The organism is Janthinobacterium sp. SUN128 (assembly GCF_030587275.1).
Taxonomy (GTDB): Bacteria; Pseudomonadota; Gammaproteobacteria; order Burkholderiales; family Burkholderiaceae_D; genus Janthinobacterium; species Janthinobacterium lividum.
Genome location: NZ_JAPWHY010000007.1, coordinates 45117 through 64349, shown reverse-complemented (window position 1 = coordinate 64349; position 19233 = coordinate 45117). Strand labels below are relative to the sequence as shown.

Annotated in this window: 17 protein-coding genes and 2 pseudogenes; 7 read left to right on the top strand and 12 right to left on the bottom strand. The window is 62.1% G+C overall.

Going from position 1 to position 19233, the window contains the following annotated elements; translation table 11 throughout:
* Positions 1-40: 40 nt before the first annotated feature.
* The 7 genes from O3297_RS27370 to O3297_RS27340 all read right to left on the bottom strand — a co-directional run bounded on the left by O3297_RS27370 (position 41) and on the right by O3297_RS27340 (position 6486).
* Positions 41-232: a hypothetical protein gene (locus O3297_RS27370; protein ID WP_070278226.1), complete on the bottom strand. Its 192-nt coding sequence runs from the start codon at positions 230-232 to the stop codon at positions 41-43.
* Between the two features lie 31 nt (positions 233-263).
* Positions 264-644 carry a glutaredoxin family protein gene (locus O3297_RS27365; RefSeq protein WP_034784825.1) on the bottom strand — a complete coding sequence of 127 codons (381 nt, stop codon included), beginning with the start codon at positions 642-644 and terminating at the stop codon, positions 264-266.
* Positions 645-725: 81 nt separating this feature from the next.
* Entirely contained in the window at positions 726-911 is a 186-nt protein-coding gene (locus O3297_RS27360; RefSeq protein WP_034784824.1) for a hypothetical protein, read from the bottom strand.
* 301 nt (positions 912-1212) lie between these two features.
* Positions 1213-3270, bottom strand: a complete 2058-nt coding sequence (locus O3297_RS27355; protein WP_151094029.1) for an FUSC family protein — start codon at positions 3268-3270, stop codon at positions 1213-1215.
* Between the two features lie 184 nt (positions 3271-3454).
* Positions 3455-5326 (bottom strand): 1-deoxy-D-xylulose-5-phosphate synthase, encoded by a 1872-nt coding sequence (dxs, locus tag O3297_RS27350; RefSeq protein WP_305051058.1) that lies wholly within the window; start codon positions 5324-5326, stop codon positions 3455-3457.
* The gene (locus tag O3297_RS27345; RefSeq protein ID WP_305051057.1) at positions 5327-6226 is read right to left on the bottom strand and encodes a polyprenyl synthetase family protein; all 900 of its coding nucleotides are present in this window, start codon (positions 6224-6226) and stop codon (positions 5327-5329) included.
* 8 nt (positions 6227-6234) lie between these two features.
* Positions 6235-6486 (bottom strand): exodeoxyribonuclease VII small subunit, encoded by a 252-nt coding sequence (locus O3297_RS27340; protein ID WP_034784821.1) that lies wholly within the window; start codon positions 6484-6486, stop codon positions 6235-6237.
* Between the two features lie 405 nt (positions 6487-6891).
* On the opposite strand from O3297_RS27340, the gene O3297_RS27335 reads away from it, so the two are divergent.
* Positions 6892-7992: an aromatic ring-hydroxylating dioxygenase subunit alpha gene (locus O3297_RS27335; RefSeq protein ID WP_305051054.1), complete on the top strand. Its 1101-nt coding sequence runs from the start codon at positions 6892-6894 to the stop codon at positions 7990-7992.
* Between the two features lie 57 nt (positions 7993-8049).
* Positions 8050-8442 (top strand): annotated as a pseudogene (locus tag O3297_RS28790) (EamA family transporter); the annotation flags it as partial.
* Here the strand turns inward: O3297_RS28790 and O3297_RS28785 are convergent.
* Positions 8397-8492 (bottom strand): annotated as a pseudogene (locus tag O3297_RS28785) (hypothetical protein); the annotation flags it as partial. The pseudogenes O3297_RS28790 and O3297_RS28785 overlap by 46 nt on opposite strands.
* A 493-nt stretch (positions 8493-8985) precedes the next feature.
* Between O3297_RS28785 and O3297_RS27325 the strand changes: the two are divergent.
* Complete coding sequence (locus O3297_RS27325) at positions 8986-9837, top strand: sulfurtransferase (protein WP_305051170.1); 852 nt, start codon at positions 8986-8988, stop codon at positions 9835-9837.
* 43 nt (positions 9838-9880) lie between these two features.
* Here O3297_RS27325 and O3297_RS27320 read toward each other — a convergent pair whose 3' ends face one another.
* Together O3297_RS27320 and O3297_RS27315 are read right to left on the bottom strand one after the other, a co-directional pair.
* On the bottom strand, positions 9881-11617 hold the full coding sequence (locus O3297_RS27320; RefSeq protein WP_305051051.1) for an ABC-F family ATP-binding cassette domain-containing protein: 1737 nt from the start codon (positions 11615-11617) through the stop codon (positions 9881-9883).
* A gap of 276 nt (positions 11618-11893) precedes the next feature.
* Complete coding sequence (locus O3297_RS27315; RefSeq protein WP_052140365.1) at positions 11894-12652, bottom strand: ZIP family metal transporter; 759 nt, start codon at positions 12650-12652, stop codon at positions 11894-11896.
* Here O3297_RS27315 and O3297_RS27310 point away from each other — a divergent pair.
* Positions 12564-12764 (top strand): hypothetical protein, encoded by a 201-nt coding sequence (locus O3297_RS27310; protein WP_305051178.1) that lies wholly within the window; start codon positions 12564-12566, stop codon positions 12762-12764. The genes O3297_RS27315 and O3297_RS27310 overlap by 89 nt on opposite strands.
* Before the next feature lie 133 nt (positions 12765-12897).
* Here O3297_RS27310 and O3297_RS27305 read toward each other — a convergent pair whose 3' ends face one another.
* Together O3297_RS27305 and polA are read right to left on the bottom strand one after the other, a co-directional pair.
* Entirely contained in the window at positions 12898-13782 is an 885-nt protein-coding gene (locus O3297_RS27305; protein ID WP_305051050.1) for a dienelactone hydrolase family protein, read from the bottom strand.
* Positions 13783-13911: 129 nt separating this feature from the next.
* On the bottom strand, positions 13912-16674 hold the full coding sequence (gene polA, locus O3297_RS27300; protein WP_305051049.1) for a DNA polymerase I: 2763 nt from the start codon (positions 16672-16674) through the stop codon (positions 13912-13914).
* 304 nt (positions 16675-16978) lie between these two features.
* On the opposite strand from polA, the gene O3297_RS27295 reads away from it, so the two are divergent.
* From O3297_RS27295 to O3297_RS27285, 3 genes are all read left to right on the top strand, one after another.
* Complete coding sequence (locus O3297_RS27295; protein WP_070278239.1) at positions 16979-17374, top strand: hypothetical protein; 396 nt, start codon at positions 16979-16981, stop codon at positions 17372-17374.
* A gap of 83 nt (positions 17375-17457) precedes the next feature.
* Positions 17458-18414 (top strand): homoserine kinase, encoded by a 957-nt coding sequence (locus tag O3297_RS27290; RefSeq protein WP_070278248.1) that lies wholly within the window; start codon positions 17458-17460, stop codon positions 18412-18414.
* A 2-nt stretch (positions 18415-18416) separates the two neighbouring features.
* Positions 18417-19208 carry a BPSS1780 family membrane protein gene (locus O3297_RS27285; RefSeq protein ID WP_034784808.1) on the top strand — a complete coding sequence of 264 codons (792 nt, stop codon included), beginning with the start codon at positions 18417-18419 and terminating at the stop codon, positions 19206-19208.
* The last annotated feature ends 25 nt before the right edge of the window (positions 19209-19233 follow it).

Below are 19233 nucleotides of genomic sequence, written 5' to 3'. Positions count from 1 at the left end.
GCGCCGTCCCTTACGCGTCATCCATAAGTGCCTCCGCGCGTCAGTTATGCGGCGGACGCAGGCATTCCTTCTGGCAAGCCTGATAATTTTCCATGCAGGCCGGCTGGCCGAATTCCACGCAATCGAGCAGGTTGCGTTCGCAGACAAAGGTGCAGTCAGGGCCACCGGCATGGACACTGAAGGACAGCGCAGCGCCGGCGGCAAACAGGAAAGCGGCAATCTTTTTGAACATGGTGAGCCTTTCAAGTTGACAAGTTGAAACGTCAGATTTTCTTCAGCGCCGCTTCCAGCGCGCCGGTATTGAAACCCTGGATCTTGCGGTTGCCGATCAAGACCACGGGTACGCCGCCGCCGCCGAGTTCTTCATGGGCTTTTCTCGCTTCCGGTGATTTCTCGATATCGAGATCGACGAATTCGATCTTGTTTTCCTTGAAATACGCGCGCGTCTTGGCGCAATAGCCGCACCAATCCGTACCGTACAACACCACCTTCGCCTGGGCATTCGGGAAATATGCGGCGTAATTACCCTCGGTGTAATTCGGCTTGAGCAAACCGGGCAACAAGGACAGGCCATACCCGCTGCCCAGGCCGGCGGCCAGGATCAAGCCATACATGGCGATGGTTTTAATTTTTTTCTGCATCATAAGTATTGTCAGAGGCGTCAATGATCGAGGGCGGCCGGCCTAGCGTGCGCTTGCCGGCCGCCTCGCAATGCAACATGGATATCAGGCGCCGATTTGGCAGACTTTCAGGCAGGCTTTGTAACTGCCTATGCAAAAGGGGGATCTGTCGCCATTCATCATCGTGCATTCCCGCAATTCCTCTTCGCAGCTGGAGCAGCCGATATCCGAAGCAATGGCATAGGAAGCACTCAATCCCACGGTAAAAATAAATGCGGCAATCTTTTTCATTTACTACTCTCCATGTGAGCTATTGCACCAGGCAATCGCGTCAGACCAGTCGTAAGAAATTTCATCTTTGCTTGCTACAAAATCGAATATAGACCGCACTTATTTTAGAGTCAACGTTTCCTTTCGATAAATTTCCAGTTTGGGAAATATATCGGGACAGCCCATGAAATGTGGAATTTGGAGAGATTGGGAGGCGCCAAACGTCTATACAATATCGGCGCCGCAATCAGTAAAGGCCGGTTGCGGGCGCAGCCGGCCGAGCGGCTACACGACGCCGAAAAAACGCGTCAGCACGATGACGTCACCGCGCGCCGCCAGCCAGCGCCTGCACATGCTCGCGCAGCAAGCCGCGCAGCAGCTGCACCTGGGCCACGGCATCGGCCTGCAGGGCCGTCAATCCCTCGGCAATGCACGGAGCAGGCGCGCCGGCATCGGCTTCACCACGCAGCAAGGCATCGATTTCCCCGCTGACGGCGGCAATCCACCGTTGCAATTCGGGCGGCGCCGGCTCGGCCTGGGGACTCAGACTGATGCGCGCCGTGCTGCCCGCCACGCGGCGCAGCAGCGGCAGGGTGCGCAGCGCCGCCAGACCCACGCCGCTGCTGCGGTCCAGGCGGCGCTCGATGCGCAAGCGCTGCAAGACCTGTTCCGCGTTATTGCTGGCCAGTCCCGCCTCGCGGCGCAGGCGCGCGATGGCGCTATCCCAGCGCCCACCCGCCGCCAGCACGGCCAGCAGGTATTTCAGGTTGGCCGACACGGCTTTCGCCAGGCGCTGGTCCAGGTCGTCCGCCTCGCGGTCCGGCCACAGGAAAAACGTGGCCAGCAGGGCCAGCACGCAGCCCAGCACATTGTTGCCCAGGCGGCTCATCGCATACACCATCTCGCTGGCGGGCGCCGCATAATCGGCCACCAGCACGAAGGCCGGCGTCATGAACAGCACGTGCAGGCTGTAGCTGACACGGCGCAAGGCCATGGTGGCGACGATCAGGGGGAACACCACCAGCGAAATACCCAGCGGCGTGTAAATGACCAGACCGATCAGCACGGCCAGCACGGCGCCCAGCACGCTGCCCGCGACCCGCTCGATGCCGCGCGGCCAGGTGGTCGACACGGACGGCTGCAGTATCAGCAAGGTCGCCATGGTGGCCCAGTAGCCGAACGGAATATGCAAGGCCTCGACCAGCAGGAAGCCGGCCGTCGTCGCCAGCGACACGCGCGCCGCATGGCGCCAGCTCAGCGACTGCGGCGTGGCGTTGACTTTTGCCGTCTGCCACGCCTGCCCCAGCGCTAGGAAGGCCGCCTCGCGCCACGGCAGCTGCGCCGCGCGCGGCAAGCCCAGCTCCATGAAGTCCACGTTCAGGCGCAGCGGCAGCAAGGCGCCCAGCGCCGCTTCCAGGCGCCGTCCGCAGCCGGCCAGGCGGCGCTGCAAGGCCAGCGGCGGCGTTTCCGGCTGGCGCTGCACGGCTTGCCCCAGGCGGCGCAGCAGCACGGCCATCACTTCCAGGCTGCGCCGCGCGCGCGGGTCCTGGCGCAGGCGCTGCTGCTCGCGCTCGCACGTATGCGTGACGGCGATCAGATAGGCGAAGATGCGCTCGGCGTCGCTGAGCGCCAGCAGCAGGTTGTCGTACAGGGCGCTGCGGCCCGCGCGCGCGGGCGGCACGGCAGCCAGCGCCACCCGCGCCGCTTCCAGCGCGGCGCGCGCCTGCGAACGGTAGCTGGCGCCATGCGCGGCCGCGTCCGCCTGCGCGGCATCATGTGCGAGAAAGCGCGCATTGTCGCGCGCGATGCCGGCCAGGCGCGAATACGCGGCGCGAATGGCGCGCCTGGCAGGGCTGAACGGGTGGATGCGCCAGATGGTAAAACTGAGCACGGTGGCGAACAGGCAGCCGAACATGTACAGGCCCAGGAAAGGCGCCGTCTGCGTCATCGATTCCAGCGGATGCGTGACCATCACCACGCACGCCGTGGCGGCCAGGATGGCCACCTGCGCCGTGGCCGCGCCCCAGATGCGCGCCAGCGCGCCGGCCCAGGAAAACAGCAGCACGGCAACGGCCGCCGCCGCCACGCCATGGCCGGCCGCCAGCGCCGTCAGGCCGCCGGCCACGGTCGACAGCAAGCCGAAGCCCACCATCGAGACGAAGCGCATGCGCCGCGTGCCCGCCGCATCGGCCAGGCAAGTCCAGAAGGCGCCGATGGCGGCCCAGGAAAAATCGGGGTGGTCGAACAGCAGGCCCAGCAGCAGCATGGCGCTCGAAGCGCAGGCGGCCCGCAAGCCCTCGGACAGGTTCGTTTCGTCGATGGCCAGGCTGACCATCCACAGGGGGCGGCGCTGCGCCAGGGTATCGGTATAGGCGTGCATACCCGTCAGCCAGCGGCTGGCCAGCGCGCGCGAACGGCGGTGAAGTTTCCTGAAATGCAAGATCGGCTTTGAAAGGTATCAAAGCGTCATCGTAGCATTCCCAAGCGAAAAATGTTGCAGTGCAGCGTAAATGGACTGCAGACGAAGCGACACCGCGATGTCGCTTTTCCGTATGCAAGCCAGCTTAGCTGACAGCTGCCAGGCGCGGCGGCTGCGTGCCGCCAAAGCGCTGCTCGATCGAGGCGGCGATGCCGACAGCGTCCAGGCCCACGCTTTTCAGCAGCTGCACGGGGTCGCCATGGTCGATGAAGGTGTCGGGCAAGCCCAGCATCAGGATCGGCTTGACGATGCCCTCGGCGGCCAGCGCCTCGGCCACGGCCGAACCGGCGCCGCCCATGATGCAGCCCTCTTCCACCGTCACCAGGTAATCGTGCTCGGCGGCAAGCTGTTTCACCAATGCCACGTCGAGCGGCTTGACGAAGCGCATGTTCGCCACCGTCGCGTCGAGCTTCTCGCCCGCCGCCACGCTAGGCGCCACCATGGAACCGAAGGCCAGGATGGCGATGCGCTTGCCCTGGCGCTTGATCTCGCCCTTGCCAATTTCAATGCTCGTCAGTTCCGGCACGATGGCCACGCCAGCACCGGCGCCGCGCGGATAGCGGATCGCGGCCGGGCCCGGATAATGGTAGCCCGTCGTCAGCATTTTCCGGCATTCGTTTTCATCGGACGCGGCCATGATGACCATGTTCGGGATGCAGCGCAGGAATGCCATGTCGTAATTGCCCGCGTGCGTGGCGCCATCGGCGCCCACCAGGCCGGCGCGGTCCAGCGCGAACGTCACGTCCAGGTTTTGCAGGGCCACGTCGTGGATCAGCTGGTCGTAGGCGCGCTGCAGGAAGGTCGAATAGATGGCCACGACGGGTTTGAGGCCTTCGCAGGCCAGGCCCGCGCCAAACGTCACGGAATGCTGCTCGGCAATGCCGACGTCAAAGTAACGGTTCGGATATTGCTGTTCGAACTTGACCATGCCCGAGCCTTCGCGCATGGCTGGCGTGATGCCCACCAGGCGCTTGTCGTGGGCGGCCATGTCGCACAGCCAGTTGCCGAACACTTCCGTGTACGTCATCTTGCCCGGCGCCGTAGCCGGCTTGATGCCTTCCAGCGGATTGAACTTCGGCGTGCCGTGATACAGGATCGGCTCCGCCTCGGCCAGCTTGTAGCCTTGCCCCTTCTTGGTGACCACGTGCAGGAATTGCGGGCCCTTCAATTGCTTGATATTTTGCAAGGTCGGGATCAGCGAATCGAGGTCGTGGCCGTCGATGGGACCGATATAGTTAAAACCAAACTCTTCGAACATGGTGGCGGGCACGACCATGCCTTTGGCGTGCTCTTCAAAGCGCTTCGCCAGTTCCAGCACAGGGCCGGGCAAGACGGACTTGCCGACATTTTTCGCTGCCGCATAGAACTGGCCCGACATCAGGCGCGCCAGGTGGCGGTTCAGGGCGCCCACGGGCGGCGAGATCGACATGTCGTTGTCGTTCAGGATCACCAGCAAGTTGACGTCTTCCTGCACGCCCGCATTGTTCATCGCCTCGAAAGCCATGCCGGCCGTCATCGAGCCGTCGCCGATCACGGCGATCGCATGCAGCGGGTCGCCCTTGATCTTGGCGGCCTGCGCCATGCCCAGCGCGGCCGAGATCGACGTCGACGAGTGCGCCGTGCCGAAGGTGTCGTATTCGCTTTCGTCGCGCTTCGGGAAGCCGGAAATGCCATCCTTCTGGCGCAGCGTATGCATGCGCTCGCGGCGGCCCGTGAGGATCTTGTGCGAATAGGTCTGGTGGCCCACGTCCCACACGATGCGGTCGTGCGGCGTGTTGAACACGTAATGCAGCGCGACAGTCAGCTCGACCGTGCCCAGGTTGGACGACAAGTGGCCCCCCGTCTTGGAAACGGAGTCGAGCAGGAAGCTGCGCAGTTCCTGGGCCAGCGGCACCAGTTGCGAGCGGGCCAGCTTGCGCACTTGCGCTGGTTCATTGATGGTTTCTAACAGTTTCATTTATGCCTTCCGCTGCACGACCAGGTCCGCCAGCTCGCGCAAACGGCGTGCCTTGTCCCCGAATGGCGCCAGCGCCGCATGGGCGTCGCACCGCAATTGTTCTGCCAGGGCTCGCGATGGTTCCAGCCCCAGTATCGATACGTAAGTGGGCTTGTTGGCGGCCGCATCCTTGCCTGCCGTCTTGCCCAGGGTGGCCGAATCAGCCGTTGCGTCGAGCACATCGTCGACCACCTGGAACGCCAGTCCGACGGCGCGCGCATACGCGTTCAGCGCCGTCATCTCGTCCGCCGTCAAGTCCTTGCCGGCCAGCGCGCCGAGAATCACGGCCGCGCGCAGCAAGGCGCCCGTTTTCAGTTGATGCATCTGTTCCAGCTGCGGCAAGGTCAAGGCCAGGCCGACGCTGTCGAGGTCGATCGCCTGGCCGCCGCACATGCCGGCCGAACCGGAGGCGTGCGCCAGCAGCTTGATCATCGCCATTTGCCGCGCCGGAGGAATGGCAGCGCCATCGGCCAGCAGCATGAACGCTTGCGATTGCAGCGCGTCGCCGACCAGCAGGGCTGTCGCTTCATCGTAGGCGATGTGCACGGTGGGCTTGCCACGGCGCAAGGCATCGTCATCCATGCACGGCATGTCGTCATGCACGAGCGAATACACGTGAATCATTTCCAGCGCGCAAGCAGCACGGGCGAGGGTATCTTGATCGGCATCAAACAATTCGCCAGCCGCCATCACCAGCAACGGACGCACGCGCTTGCCGCCGCCCAGCAACGCATAGCGCATGGCAGCGTGCAGCTTATGCGGCACGGTATCGGTCGCCGGCAGGAACTGGTCGAGCCGGGCTTCCACGCCGGACTGGGTGGCTTGCATCCAGTCGCCGAAGGTCACGCCATCTTGTTGCATGCTGGCCATCATTGGGCGGCCTCGCCGGCATCCACGAACGGTTTCAACATGTCGCCTTCGAGTACTTTCACCTGCGCTTCGACGCTGTCGAGCTGGCTTGCGCAATACTTGACCAGTTCCGAGCCGCGCTGATACGCCGCGACCGATGCTTCCAGCGGCAACTGGCCCGCTTCCATTTGCGTTACCAGCTGCGCCAGTTCCGCCATTGCCTCTTCAAACGAGGCCGGCGCTGCGGCAGCGGCAGTTAATTTCTTCGACATAGACTCAGATCTCTTCGTGGCACGAGGGGCTTGTAGGGAGACGCCGGGGATTCCCGGCCAGCATAGAAGCGTTATTTTAGAACAAACCACACTATTAAGTGAAAACTAAAGCGCAATCGGCGCGCTCAAAGTCAATAGCGTTGCCAGCTTGTCAGTGAATTTTAGCCGAATCCCCCCTCTCTGCCTAAAATTGCGCGCCAAATGACAATGTTTCTCATTAATAGGCTATTTCGCGGGGGAGTTTGATAATGCCGAGGCCGATCCGCGCTATAATCGCCGGTTCTGTCCGAAATACCGTTTCAACAAATTTGAATTCAGGTCTTTGCGGATTCTTTCTCTCTGTAGCGGTTGCCCAGGGAATGGCCTGGGGCACTGCTGACCGTTGTACATTTATGGGGGGTTGGGATGTCCGATCTGGCTACTCACGCCAAGCTGGCGCGTTCAAACGCGCAACTTCCGGTCCACGTCTATTTTGACGAAACGCTGTTGCAGCGTGAAATGCAGCAATTGTTCCAAGCCGGCCCGCGCTATGTCGGGCATGAGCTGATGGTGCCGGAAACCGGCGATTTTGCGACCCTGGCGTCTGAGAACGAAGGGCGCATGCTCGTGCGCAACGCCAATGGCATCGAAGTGCTGTCCAACGTGTGCCGTCACCGGCAGGCGCTGATGTTCAATGGCCGCGGCAATGCGAATCATATCGTCTGCCCGCTGCACCGCTGGACCTACGACCTCAAGGGTGAATTGATCGGCGCGCCGCATTTCCCCGAGACGCCGTGCCTGAACCTGTCGAAAACGCCGCTGCAAAGCTGGAATGGCTTGCTGTTCGAGCAAAACGGCTACAACGTGATGGAAAAATTGAAAGATTTGTCCGTCTCGAAAGACCTCGATTTTTCCGGCTATATGTTCGACCACGTGGAAATCCACGAGTGCGACTACAACTGGAAGACCTTCATCGAAGTCTATCTGGAAGACTATCACGTGGAACCGTTCCACCCGGGCCTGGGCAGCTTCGTCAGCTGCGACGACCTGCGCTGGGAATTCGGCAAGGATTACAGCGTGCAAACGGTGGGCGTGCACCGCGGCTTGCAGCAAGCCGGCTCGCCTGCCTACAAGAAATGGCAGGAGCAGGTGCTGCAATTCCGCGGCGGCGAAGCGCCGCCGTATGGCGCCATCTGGCTGACCCTGTATCCGAACATCATGGTCGAATGGTATCCGCACGTGCTGGTCGTCTCGACCCTGTGGCCCGACGGCCCGCAAAAGACGCGCAACGTGGTGGAGTTTTATTACCCGGAAGAAATTGTGTTGTTCGAGCGTGACTTCGTCGAAGCGGAACGGGCTGCCTACATGGAAACCTGTGTCGAGGACGATGAAATCGCCCAACGCATGGACGCGGGCCGCAAGGTCCTGATGGCGCGCGGCGTCAGCGAAGTGGGCCCTTACCAGTCGCCGATGGAAGATGGCATGCAGCATTTCCACGAGTGGTACCGCAACAATATCGAACTGTAGTCCCTCAAGGGCCGCCTCGTGCGGCCTTTTTTTATCCCCGCGTTTTTCAGGAATCAGATGCAATCTCTTTGGATGCTGTTTGCAAGTTTCATGTTCGCCATCATGGGCGTGTGCGTCAAGCTGGCGTCGGATATGTATTCGACGTCCGAAATCGTCATGTACCGCGGCATCATCGGCATGACCGTCATGAGCTGCACCATCCTCTATCAGGGTGGCAGCTTTAAAACCACGATGCCGGGCCAGCATCTGTGGCGCGGCGTGGTAGGCGTGATCGCCCTGTGGCTGTGGTTTTATGCCATCGCCATCCTGCCGCTGGCCACCGCCATGACCCTGAACTATATGGCGCCCATCTGGATCGCCGTGATCCTGCTGGCCGGCGGCTGGTGGAAAGCAACGAAGCAAGTCGAGTGGCCGCTGGTGGCGGCCATTGCCATGAGCTTTGTCGGCGTGACCCTGCTGCTGCAGCCCGTGTTCGAGACGGACCAGGCGGCTGGCGCCATCACGGCCTTGATTTCCGGCATGCTGTCGGCCCTCGCCTACCTGCAGGTGCGCAAACTGGGCCTGCTGGGCGAACCCGAATACCGGGTCGTATTTTATTTCTCGGTCGTCAATTTCCTCGCTGGCGTGATCGGCCACGTGGCCAGCGCCGGCGGCGGCCCCGTCGTCTGGCACGCGCACACGAGCGGCTACGGCATCGGCTTGCTGGCCGCCATCGGCCTGTGCGCCACCATGGCGCAGATGGCCATGACGCGCGCCTATCGCCTGGGCAAGACCCTCGTGGTGGCAAACCTGCAATACACGGGCATCGTCTTTTCCAGCTTCTGGGGCGTGGTGATCTTTGGCGACCTGTTCGACTGGCATGGCTGGGCCGGCATCGGCATCATTCTCGCTTCCGGCATCGCGGCAACCTATTACAATACCCGCAACACGGCCCGTGGCGCGGCGATCGCGCGCACGGATCCCATCGCCAGCGAAGTGTAAGGAGTCATGACCTTGTATACGACCTTGATCAACAGCAATGATTTGTCCAGCCACCTGAATGACAGCAACTGGGTCATCCTCGATTGCCGCCACGACTTGCTCAACCCGAGGGCCGGCAGCGATGCGTTTGCCGCCGGCCACATCCAGAACGCCCAGTTCGCCGATATCGACACGGCCCTGTCCGGCCCCAAGACGGCACGCGGCGCGGACTTTACCGGACGCCATCCGCTGCCCGACCGCAACGCCCTGCTGGCCACCCTGCGCGGCTGGGGCATCAATGACGACACGCAAGTGGTCGCCTACGACGGCCAGGGCGGCATGTTCGCCGCCCGTTTGTGGTGGCTGCTGCGCTGGGTTGGCCATCCAGCCGTGGCTGTGCTCGACGGTGGCCTGGCCGGCTGGCAGGCGCAAGGCTTGCCGCTGGTCACACCGGTGGCGCCCCGCCCTATTGGCAACCTGACGGAAAAAGCCAGCCTGACGCGCACGGCCAGCGTGCAGGACGTCGTTGCCAACCTGGAAACCCAGGCGTTGACGGTGATCGACGCGCGCGCGCCCGACCGTTATCGCGGCGAAAACGAAACCATCGACCCCGTGGGCGGCCATATCCCCGGCGCGAAAAACCGTTTCTTCAAGGACAACCTGCTGCCAGATGGCCGTTTTAAAAGCGCGCAAGAACTCAGGCAGGACTTCAGTGCCTTGGTCGCCTCGCCGCAAGCAGCCATCCTGCAGTGCGGCTCCGGCGTGACGGCTTGCCACAACCTGCTGGCGATGGAAGTGGCCGGCTTGCCGGGCGCTGCCCTGTACCCGGGCTCGTGGAGCGAATGGTGCGCCGATCCGGCACGGCCCGTGGCGACGGGGAGTTAAAAAAATGGCGGACCAGCTGGTCCGCCATCTCACCTGTGGGTAACTACGACGTTATCCCCAGCGCTTGATTCAAGCGCTCCAGTTCCGCCAGCCACGCTTGCTGGCTGGCCGGCTTCTGGTGGCGCGGCTTCCTTGCCAGGTCTTCCGCCAGCAATTGCTCCAGTTCGCACAAGCGCTCCAGCTGCACGTCGATGTCCGTCAGTACCGCAGACGCATGCTCCACGCGCCGCGCAGGCGTCGACGCTTGCCCATCCTCAAGACTCAGCCGTGCATACGCGCTGGCCGCGTCAAGCCACTCTTCCAGCCCGCCATCGGCCACCACCCAAAACCGGTTGCAGGCCGTCTCGATCAGGTCGCGGTCGTGCGACACCAGCAGGCAGCCACCCGCAAAGCTGAGCAGCGCTTGCCCCAGTTCCGCCTTGCCCTGCATGTCCAGGTGATTGCTGGGCTCGTCCAGCAGCAACAAGTGGTAGCTGGCCAGCGACAGCCCCAGGAACAGCAGCCGCGCCCGCTCACCGCCGCTCAGGGTCGCCACCGTCTGGCCATGGCGCGCATACGGGAAACCAGCCGAGATCAACGCCTGCTTGCGCGCCACCTGGCTGCGGGCAGCCTCGTTTTGCACGGCGAACGGGTACAGGGCGTCGGACAGGTCGGCCGTATCGGCCAGTTGTTTGAGCGACTGGTCGTAATAGCCGATGTTCGCCGCCTTGTGATAGCGCAAGTCGCTGCGCTCCTCCTGTGCCTGGATCGCTTGCCAGCACAGGCGCAGCAGCGACGACTTGCCGCTGCCGTTGGCGCCCAGCAAGGCGACCCGGTCACCCGGTTTCAGCCACAGCTGGCCGACCTGGAACAGCCGTGGCGAGGCAGGCACGGCGCGCACATCCAGCCCGTCGAGCGCCAGCAGCTGGTCGGCCGCCAGCGCCTTGCCGCGCAGACTCAAGCGCCAGGGCGCGCCGTCGCTGACGAACGATTGCACATCCTTCAGCTTGTCGATGCGCCGCTGCATGGTCTTGGCCTTGCGCGCCAGGTCTTCATTGTCATAGGTGCGTCCCCACAAGGCCAGGCGGGCGCTGCTGGCCGACAGGCGGTCGATTTCCTTCTGTTCGGCCGCATGCCGGGCGGCAGCGGCTACGTCCGCCTCGGCCAGCGCCGCCAGCGCGGGGCCGCACGGCAAATCGAAATCGTACAGGCGGCTATCGCGCAAGATCCAGCTGCGCGTGGCCACGTTGTCGAGCAGGCGCTGGTCGTGCGAGACGAGGATGAAGGCGCCGCGCCAGGCCAGCAGGAATTGCTCCAGCCACAGCAGCGATGGCAAGTCCAAGTGATTGCTCGGTTCGTCGAGCAGCAGCACGTTCGGCTCCTGCAGCAGGGCACGCCCCAGCAATAGCCTCGTGTGCTGGCCGCCGGACAGCGAATGCACGGGCACTTGCGCCGTTTCTTGGTCAAAACCCAGTTCGGCCAGCAGGCTGTCGACCCGCCAATGCAATTCCGGCTGCTCCAGAACGGGCGCCAGCAAGGCGTCGTACAGGCTCAGCTTGGCAAGTTCTGGCGGCAAGTGCTGCTCCACGTGCTGCAAGCGGCAGGCACGAGCATAGTGGATGGTGCCGGCAGTGGCTTCTCGCGTGCCGCTGAGCAATCCCAGCAAGGTGGATTTGCCGCAGCCATTGTGGCCGATCAGGCCGATGCGGTCGCCCTGGCGCAAGGTAAAGGCGAGTTCGTTGAAGAGGAAACCGTCGTGGGTATCCAGTTGTAAAGCTTGTGTCGAGATAAGGGTAGTCATGGCTCTTGTCTTTGTTCGGGATGCAAGCATCCGCGTTAACAGGAGCGCTAACGACAACGGAGTACCAGGAAAGGACTCGTCTGAGAGGGTGACTTTGCTCTGGCCAGGTTATCGCAGCGCGATAGAACGTGGGCAAGAGCTGGCAAATGCGCTTAAAGAGCGTGCGCGCCACAAGGCGAGCAACAAGTTTTCTTCCATTATATTTTCCTCCTTTCTGTGCAAGTTGGTCAGAAAGGCAATATAGCATAGGTAGCACTGCGCCGACAGCGCCAGGCATCAACCACCGTGACGCTTATGCGTCAGGAACAGCACGATGCACACGCCCAGTGCGATCAACAGCACTTGCGGAATGGTTTCGCGCAAGGTGGCGCGGCGCTGCATCTGCGGCATCAGGTCGCTCAAGGCAATATAGATGAAGCCGGACGAGGCGAACACGAGCACGTAAGGAATCAGATTGCTGGCGCGGTCCAGGGTGAAATAGCCGAGCAAGCCGCCCGCCACCGCCATCAGGCTGCACAGCAGGTTGAAGATATACGCGCGCAGGCGCGAGAAGCCGGCATTGAGCAGCACGATGAAGTCGCCGATTTCCTGCGGGATTTCATGCGCGATGATGGCCAGGCCCGTCACCAGGCCCAGTTTCGGGTCGGCCAGGAAAGCGGCGGCGATCAGGATGCCGTCGGTAAAGTTGTGCATGCCGTCGCCCACTAAAATCATCCAGCCGGCCTTGCCCGCCTCGTGCTTGTCGTGGCCGTGCGCATGGTGGTGGCCATCGCCTTCGTGGTGGTGCGAATGGCGCAAAATCGCGAATTTTTCCAGCATGAAAAAGGCCAGCAAGCCCGCCAGCAGGGTGGCGAACAGGCTGCGCGGATCCGCCTGCGATTCGAACGCTTCGGGCAAGGCGTGCAGCAGGGACGTCGACAACATGATGCCGACGGACAAGCTGACCATGCGTTCGACCACTTTGGACAAGAATGCAAACGAAAAGATCGCCGCCGCGGTAATGCTGAACACGCCCGCGATCGTGGTCGCGAGCAAAATGGATATAAGGACGGGATCGATGATTTTCTTACCTCAAAATGGCGCCGGGTCACTGGCGCCCGCGATGCTGGCGTCTGGCCTGATGAATGCGTTGTTATCTATTATCTAATTTTTTGCGCGTTTGGCGGCAGCGTCGCGCGATGAAGATGCAATTGTACTGCATTGGCGCGCACCGGGCATTTTACAGCCCGGTGCGTCTTTCGCGTCAATTTCTGGAAGATGCGGTATGTTTCTGTTGCAGATCACGCCACGCCGTGGCTTTTGAACCAGGCCAGGCAGCGCGCATAACCGTCTTTCGCATCGGCCGCCACATAGCTGGGGCGGTAATCGGCATTGAAGGCGTGGCCCGCATCGGGATACACGACAAACTCGGATGGGTTGCCGCCCTTGGCCAGCGCATCCTTCATCTTGCCGATCGATTCCTGGCTGATGCCCGTATCCTTGCCGCCATACAAGCCCAGTACGGGAACCTTCAAGGTAGCGGCGATATCGATGGGATTGCTCGGCTGCAAGGCAGTCGGTTCGCCGACGAGGCGGCCATACCAGGCCACGCCCGCCTTGACGGCCGGATTGTGCGCCGCGTACAGCCAGGTGATGCGCCCGCCCCAGCAAAAGCCCGTGATGCCCAAACGGCTCGTGTCGCCGCCATTCTGTTTCGCCCATGCCACCACCGCATCGAGGTCCGTCATCACTTGCGCGTCCGGCGTCTTGGCGATGATGCCTTTCATCAACTCCGGGATGCTGGCCACCTTGGTGGGATCGCCCTGGCGCACGAACAAATCGGGCGCCAGCGCCAGATAACCCTGCTTGGCGAAACGGCGCGCCATGTCGGCGATATGTTCATGCACGCCAAATATTTCCGAAATGACCAGTACCACGGGCAAACCCGTCTTGCCCTCCGGCTGCGCCGCGTACACGGGCACGGCCTGGCCATCGACCATCACCGACATGTGGCCCGTGACGAGCCCGGCGGAATCCGTCTTGATGACGTTTTGCGCCGCCACGGGCAAGACGGCCACGGCAAAGCCAGTGCCCAGCGCCACCTTCAGGAAACCACGCCGGCCATCCGGCCCGGACAAGCTGCTCTGGCCCAGCAAACTTTCACAATCGGTGATCATGTCGCTCATGCGTTTCTCCTGAAGGTATTGCGTTTGGAAATGTCGGCTTACGCTGGGCTAAGCCGACCTACGGTCATTGCTCAAGTAAACATGTAGGCCGGCTTAGCGGGGCATACCCCGCGTAAGCCGACGCAGCCATCAATGCGCTTCGTCCCAGTTCCTGCCGACGCCCACCTCCGCCGTCAGCGGCACTTTCAGCGCGGCCACGCCCGCCATCAGTTCCGGCAGCTTGCGCTTGACCAATTCCAGCTCCGCGTCCGGCACTTCCAGCACCAGTTCATCGTGCACTTGCATGATCATCTTCGTTTGCAAGTTGTCCGCTTCCAGCCAACCTTGCACGGCGATCATGGCCAGCTTGATCAGGTCGGCGGCCGTGCCCTGCATCGGCGCGTTGATCGCCGCCCGTTCCGCGCCCTGGCGGCGCGGGCCGTTCGGCGAATTGATTTCCGGCAGCCACAAACGGCGGCCGAACACGGTTTCCACGTAGCCGCGCGCCTTGGCTTGCTGGCGCGTGTCTTCCATATACTGTTTCACGCCGGAGAAGCGGGCAAAGTAGCGGTCGATATAGCTTTGCGCGGCCGTGCGGTCCACGCCCAGGTTACCGGCCAGGCCGAACGCGCTCATGCCGTAGATCAAACCAAAGTTGATGACCTTGGCGTAGCGGCGCTGCTCGCTTTGTACTTCCGCGGCCGGCACGCCGAAGATTTCAGCGGCCGTGGCGCGGTGAATGTCGATGCCGTCGGCAAACGCGCGCAGCATGGCTTCGTCGCCAGAGATATGCGCCATGATGCGCAATTCGATCTGCGAATAGTCGGCCGAGACGATGTGGCTGCCGGGCGGCGCAATAAACGCTTCGCGGATGCGCCGGCCTTCCGCGCTGCGGATGGGGATATTCTGCAAGTTCGGGTCGTTCGACGCCAATCGTCCCGTCACGGCCACGGCTTGCGCATAGTTCGTATGCACCCTGCCCGTGGTGACGTTGATCATCTTCGGCAATTTATCCGTGTACGTCGACTTCAGCTTGGCCATGCCGCGGTATTCCAGCAACACTTTGGGCAATGGATAATCCTCGGCCAGCTTTTGCAGCACTTCTTCATCCGTCGATGGCGCGCCCGTCGGGGTTTTCTTGACTACCGGCAGTTTCAATTTCTCAAAGAAAATCTCGCCGATCTGCTTGGGCGAACCCAGGTTGAATGGCTGCTCGGCCAGTTCATACGCCTTCTTTTCCAGTTCGAGAATTTTCACGGCCAGCTCGGCCGACTGGATGTTGAGCAATTCGTCATCGATCAGCACGCCGTTGCGCTCGATCTTTTGCAAGACCACGGCCGTCGGCATCTCGATCTTTTCATAGATGAAGGTCAGCTTGTCATCATTCGCCACGTTGCCCCACATGGCATTGTGCAAGCGCAAGGTGACGTCGGCATCCTCGGCTGCATATTTCGCCGCCTGCTCTACCTCTACTTGATTGAACGTGATCTGCTTGGCGCCCTTGCCGCACACGTCCTCGAACGGGATCGTCGTGTAGTTCAGGTGGCGCAGGGCCAGGCTGTCCATGTCGTGCTTCTTGTGCGATTCAAACACATACGATTCAAGCAGGGTATCGTGAGCGATGCCGCGCAACGTCACGCCGTGGTTGGCGAAGATGTGGCTGTCGTATTTCAGGTTCTGCCCCAGCTTGGGCTTGTTCGCATCTTCCAGCCACGGGCGCAATTTCGCCAGCACGTGTTCACGCGTTAATTGCTCGGGCGCGCCCGCGTAGTCGTGGGCCAGCGGGATGTAGCAGGCAGCGTGCTCGGCCACGGAGAGGGAAATGCCGACCATTTGGGCCGTCATCGGCTCCAGCGAGGTGGTTTCCGTGTCAACAGCCGTCAGCGGGGCCGCATCGATCAGGGCAATCCACTTGTCCAGCTGCTCGTCCGTCAGCACGGTTTCATACACGGCTTCCACGGCCGGGGCTGCATCGGCGAACATGTCGCCCGTCGTGTTGGCAGCAGCGGCACCGGCAGTTGCCGGTGCACCAACAGGCGACATCGGCGGCGGCACCGCGCCCAGTTCGCGCAGCAGGGCCTTGAAGCCGTAGCGCTGGAAGAAGGCCAGCAGCGCTTCCTTGTCTTCGTGTTTCGCCACCAGCGAGTCGGCGATGGTCGTCATGTGTTCGGACAAGTCGCAATCGGTCTTGACGGTGATCAAGGCGCGCGCCTGCGGCAGCCATGGCAAGGCCGTGCGCAGGTTTTCACCCACGGCGCCGCCCACCTTGGCCGCGTTTTCCATGACGCCTTCCAGGCTGTCGTACAAGGTCAGCCATTTGACGGCCGTCTTCGGGCCGCATTTCGATACGCCCGGCACGTTGTCCACGGTATCGCCGATCAGCGACAGATAATCGATGATGCGGTTCGGCGGCACGCCGAATTTGACCAGCACGGCCGCTTCATCGAGCTTTTCGTTGCTCATGGTATTGATCAGGGTCACCTGGCTGTTGACCAGCTGCGCCAGGTCCTTGTCGCCAGTCGACACCACCACGTTCATGCCGGCGGCGGCCGCCTGCACGGCCAGCGTGCCGATCACGTCGTCCGCCTCCACGCCGTCGACCATCAATATCGGCCAGCCCATGGCGCGCACGGCTTCGTGGATCGGCTCGATCTGCAGGCGCAGGTCGTCCGGCATCGAGGCGCGCGTGGCCTTGTATTCCGGATACATGTCGTCACGGAACGTTTTACCTTTGGCATCGAACACGCAGGCGATGTAGGCGGCCGGGTAATCGGCGCGCAGGCGGCGCAGCATGTTGACCATGCCGTGCATGGCGCCCGTGGGATAGCCATCCGGGCTGCGCAGGTCGGGCAGCGCATGGAAGGCACGATAAAGGTAACTGGAACCGTCGACTAACAGCAGGGTGTTTTGCATAATGCCAATAAAATAAGGTGAGCCGCGCCAGCCGGGAAGAAACAGCGGCGGACGGGCGGAATATCGCACAATTATCGCAGAGTTTAGGGCCACGCCACCGGCCGCAACGCGTGCCGTTCCTGGCGTTTTTATCACCCCGGCAGCCCCGTGCGGGCGCGCGGGCGGCCGCTGCGAGCCATTTCGGCGCATTAATCAGCCGTATTAAGCAGCATTGCCTACCAGTTTGTTACAATGCCTTATAGATAAATTGACGGCACTACACCACTGCACGCGCTGCAGTCCCTCACATGGAAGCGAACCCATCATGATGCGTACATCGACACTCTGGACATTCCTCGCCCTGCCCCTGCTGGCATGTTCGGCCATCGCCAGCGCCCAGACGCCGGCCAAACCGAGCGACGCGCCGCCACAGCTCGAACGTATCGAGGAAATGGGCGAAGCGCCCATCACCGTGGCACCGGCCGCGGCCAAGCAGCAGATTACCGAGAAACGCGAAGCGGGCGTGACGTCCGAAGTGAAAGTGACGAGCGGCGGCAGCACCTATTACATGAAGCCGGCCGCCGGCGGCGACCAGGCCCACAGCGGCGCCCTGCGCGGCCCGCAATGGAAAGTACTGGAATTTGATCTGGGCAAGAAGAAACAGAAACAACGCGATGAAGAGGCAGCGGACGCGCCAGCACCGCCCGCACCAGCGAAGTAAGCAGCCACTCTCTTCTGCCCTGCCCCGGCCACCTGCGGGGCAGCCGGCTTTTTTTGACCTTTTAGACCAATCCTCTCTTTCCCATGGCAGTTTTTACCGCGCTACACCTGGACGATATCGGCCAGTGGATCACGCAGTTTCCACTCGGCAAACCTCTGGCGCTCAAGGGCATCGCGTCCGGCATCGAAAACAGCAATTTCTTCCTGAGCACGGAGCGCGGTGAGTACGTGCTGACGATCTTTGAAAACCTCAGCTTCGAGCAATTGCCGTTTTATCTGCAACTGATGCGCCATTTGGCGGACCGGGGCGTACTGGTGCCGGCGCCGATCGCCAATGCGGACGGCGAACTGGTGACGGCCCTGCAAGGCAAGCCGGCCGCCATCGTCAGCAAACTCGACGGCAGCTCGCAGATGGCGCCGCAAGCCGTGCATTGCGCGGCCGTGGGGGCCATGCTGGCGAAGATGCATCTGGCGGCGCAGGACTTCCCCCTGCAACAGCCGAATCTACGGGGACTGGACTGGTGGAACACCACCACGCCCCTCGTCCTGCACCACCTCGACGATGCCAAGGCGCACCTGCTGCGCGCGGAAATCCATTTCCAGGACGCGTTTGCTGCCTGCGATACGTATAAGGCCATCCCGCGCGGTCCCGTGCATGCCGACTTGTTCCGCAACAATGTCATGTTTGACGGCGAACAACTGACGGGCTTTTTCGACTTTTACTTTGCCGGCTGCGACACCTGGCTGTTCGACGTGGCCGTCACCGTCAACGACTGGTGCGTGGACCTGGACACGGGCGTGCTCGACACGGTGCGCGTGCGCGCCCTGCTCGACGCCTACCAGGCCGTGCGCCCGTTTACGCACGAAGAACAAACGGCATGGCAACCGATGCTGCGCGCCGCCGCGCTGCGCTTCTGGCTGTCGCGCCTGTACGATTATTACCAGCCGCGCGAAGCGGAAATGCTGACCCCGCACGATCCCACGCATTTCGAACGCATTCTGCGCGAACGTATCGCCACACCTGCTCCGGAACTGTTTTAAACATGGAAAAATTACCTGCAAGTACAGGTTGGCAATGGGTGAAACAAGGCTTCGCCCTGTTTCGCAAGCAACCTGGCGGCATGTCGATGCTGTTTCTCGGCTATATGTTCTGCATGCTGGCCGTCAGCATCGTGCCCGTGCTCGGCCAGATGCTACCCGTCATCCTCGTGCCCGTGTTTTCCGTCGCCTTCGTGCAAGGCTGCCTGAACATCGACCAGGGCAAGCGCGTATTGCCCAGCCTCTTGATCTCGGGCTTCCGCAAACCCGCGTTTCCTTCCCTGTTCGGCCTGGGCGTGCTGTACATCCTGATGGCCATCGTGGCCATCGGCGCCTCGACTTTGGTGGATGACGGCTTGCTGTGGCAACTGGTCACCGGGCAATTGACGGAAGAAGCGGCGCGCACCGCCATCCCCGAATCGCGCCTGGGCCTCGGCATCCTGCTGGCCATCGTGCTGTACGTGCCGGCCGCCATGGCCTTCTGCTTTGCCGCACCGCTGATCTACTGGAAACAAACCGGGCTGGGCAAGGCGCTGTTCTTCAGCTTTTTCGCCGTCTGGCGTTCGCTGTCGGCCTTCATCGTCTTCGCCGCCACCTGGTTCGCCATCAGCGTCGTCACCAGCCAGTTGCTGGCCGTCATCTTTGGCCGCACGCCGCTGATGATGCAGCTGATGATGCCGCTGTCGATGATCTTGACCATCATCATGCATTGCTCGTTCTACGCCGCCTACCGCCAGATCTTCGGCTTGCCCGTCGATGAGAGCAAGACGGTGTCGCTGGATAAGCCGAACGACTGATTGCTACGCCGCATAAGAAAAGGGC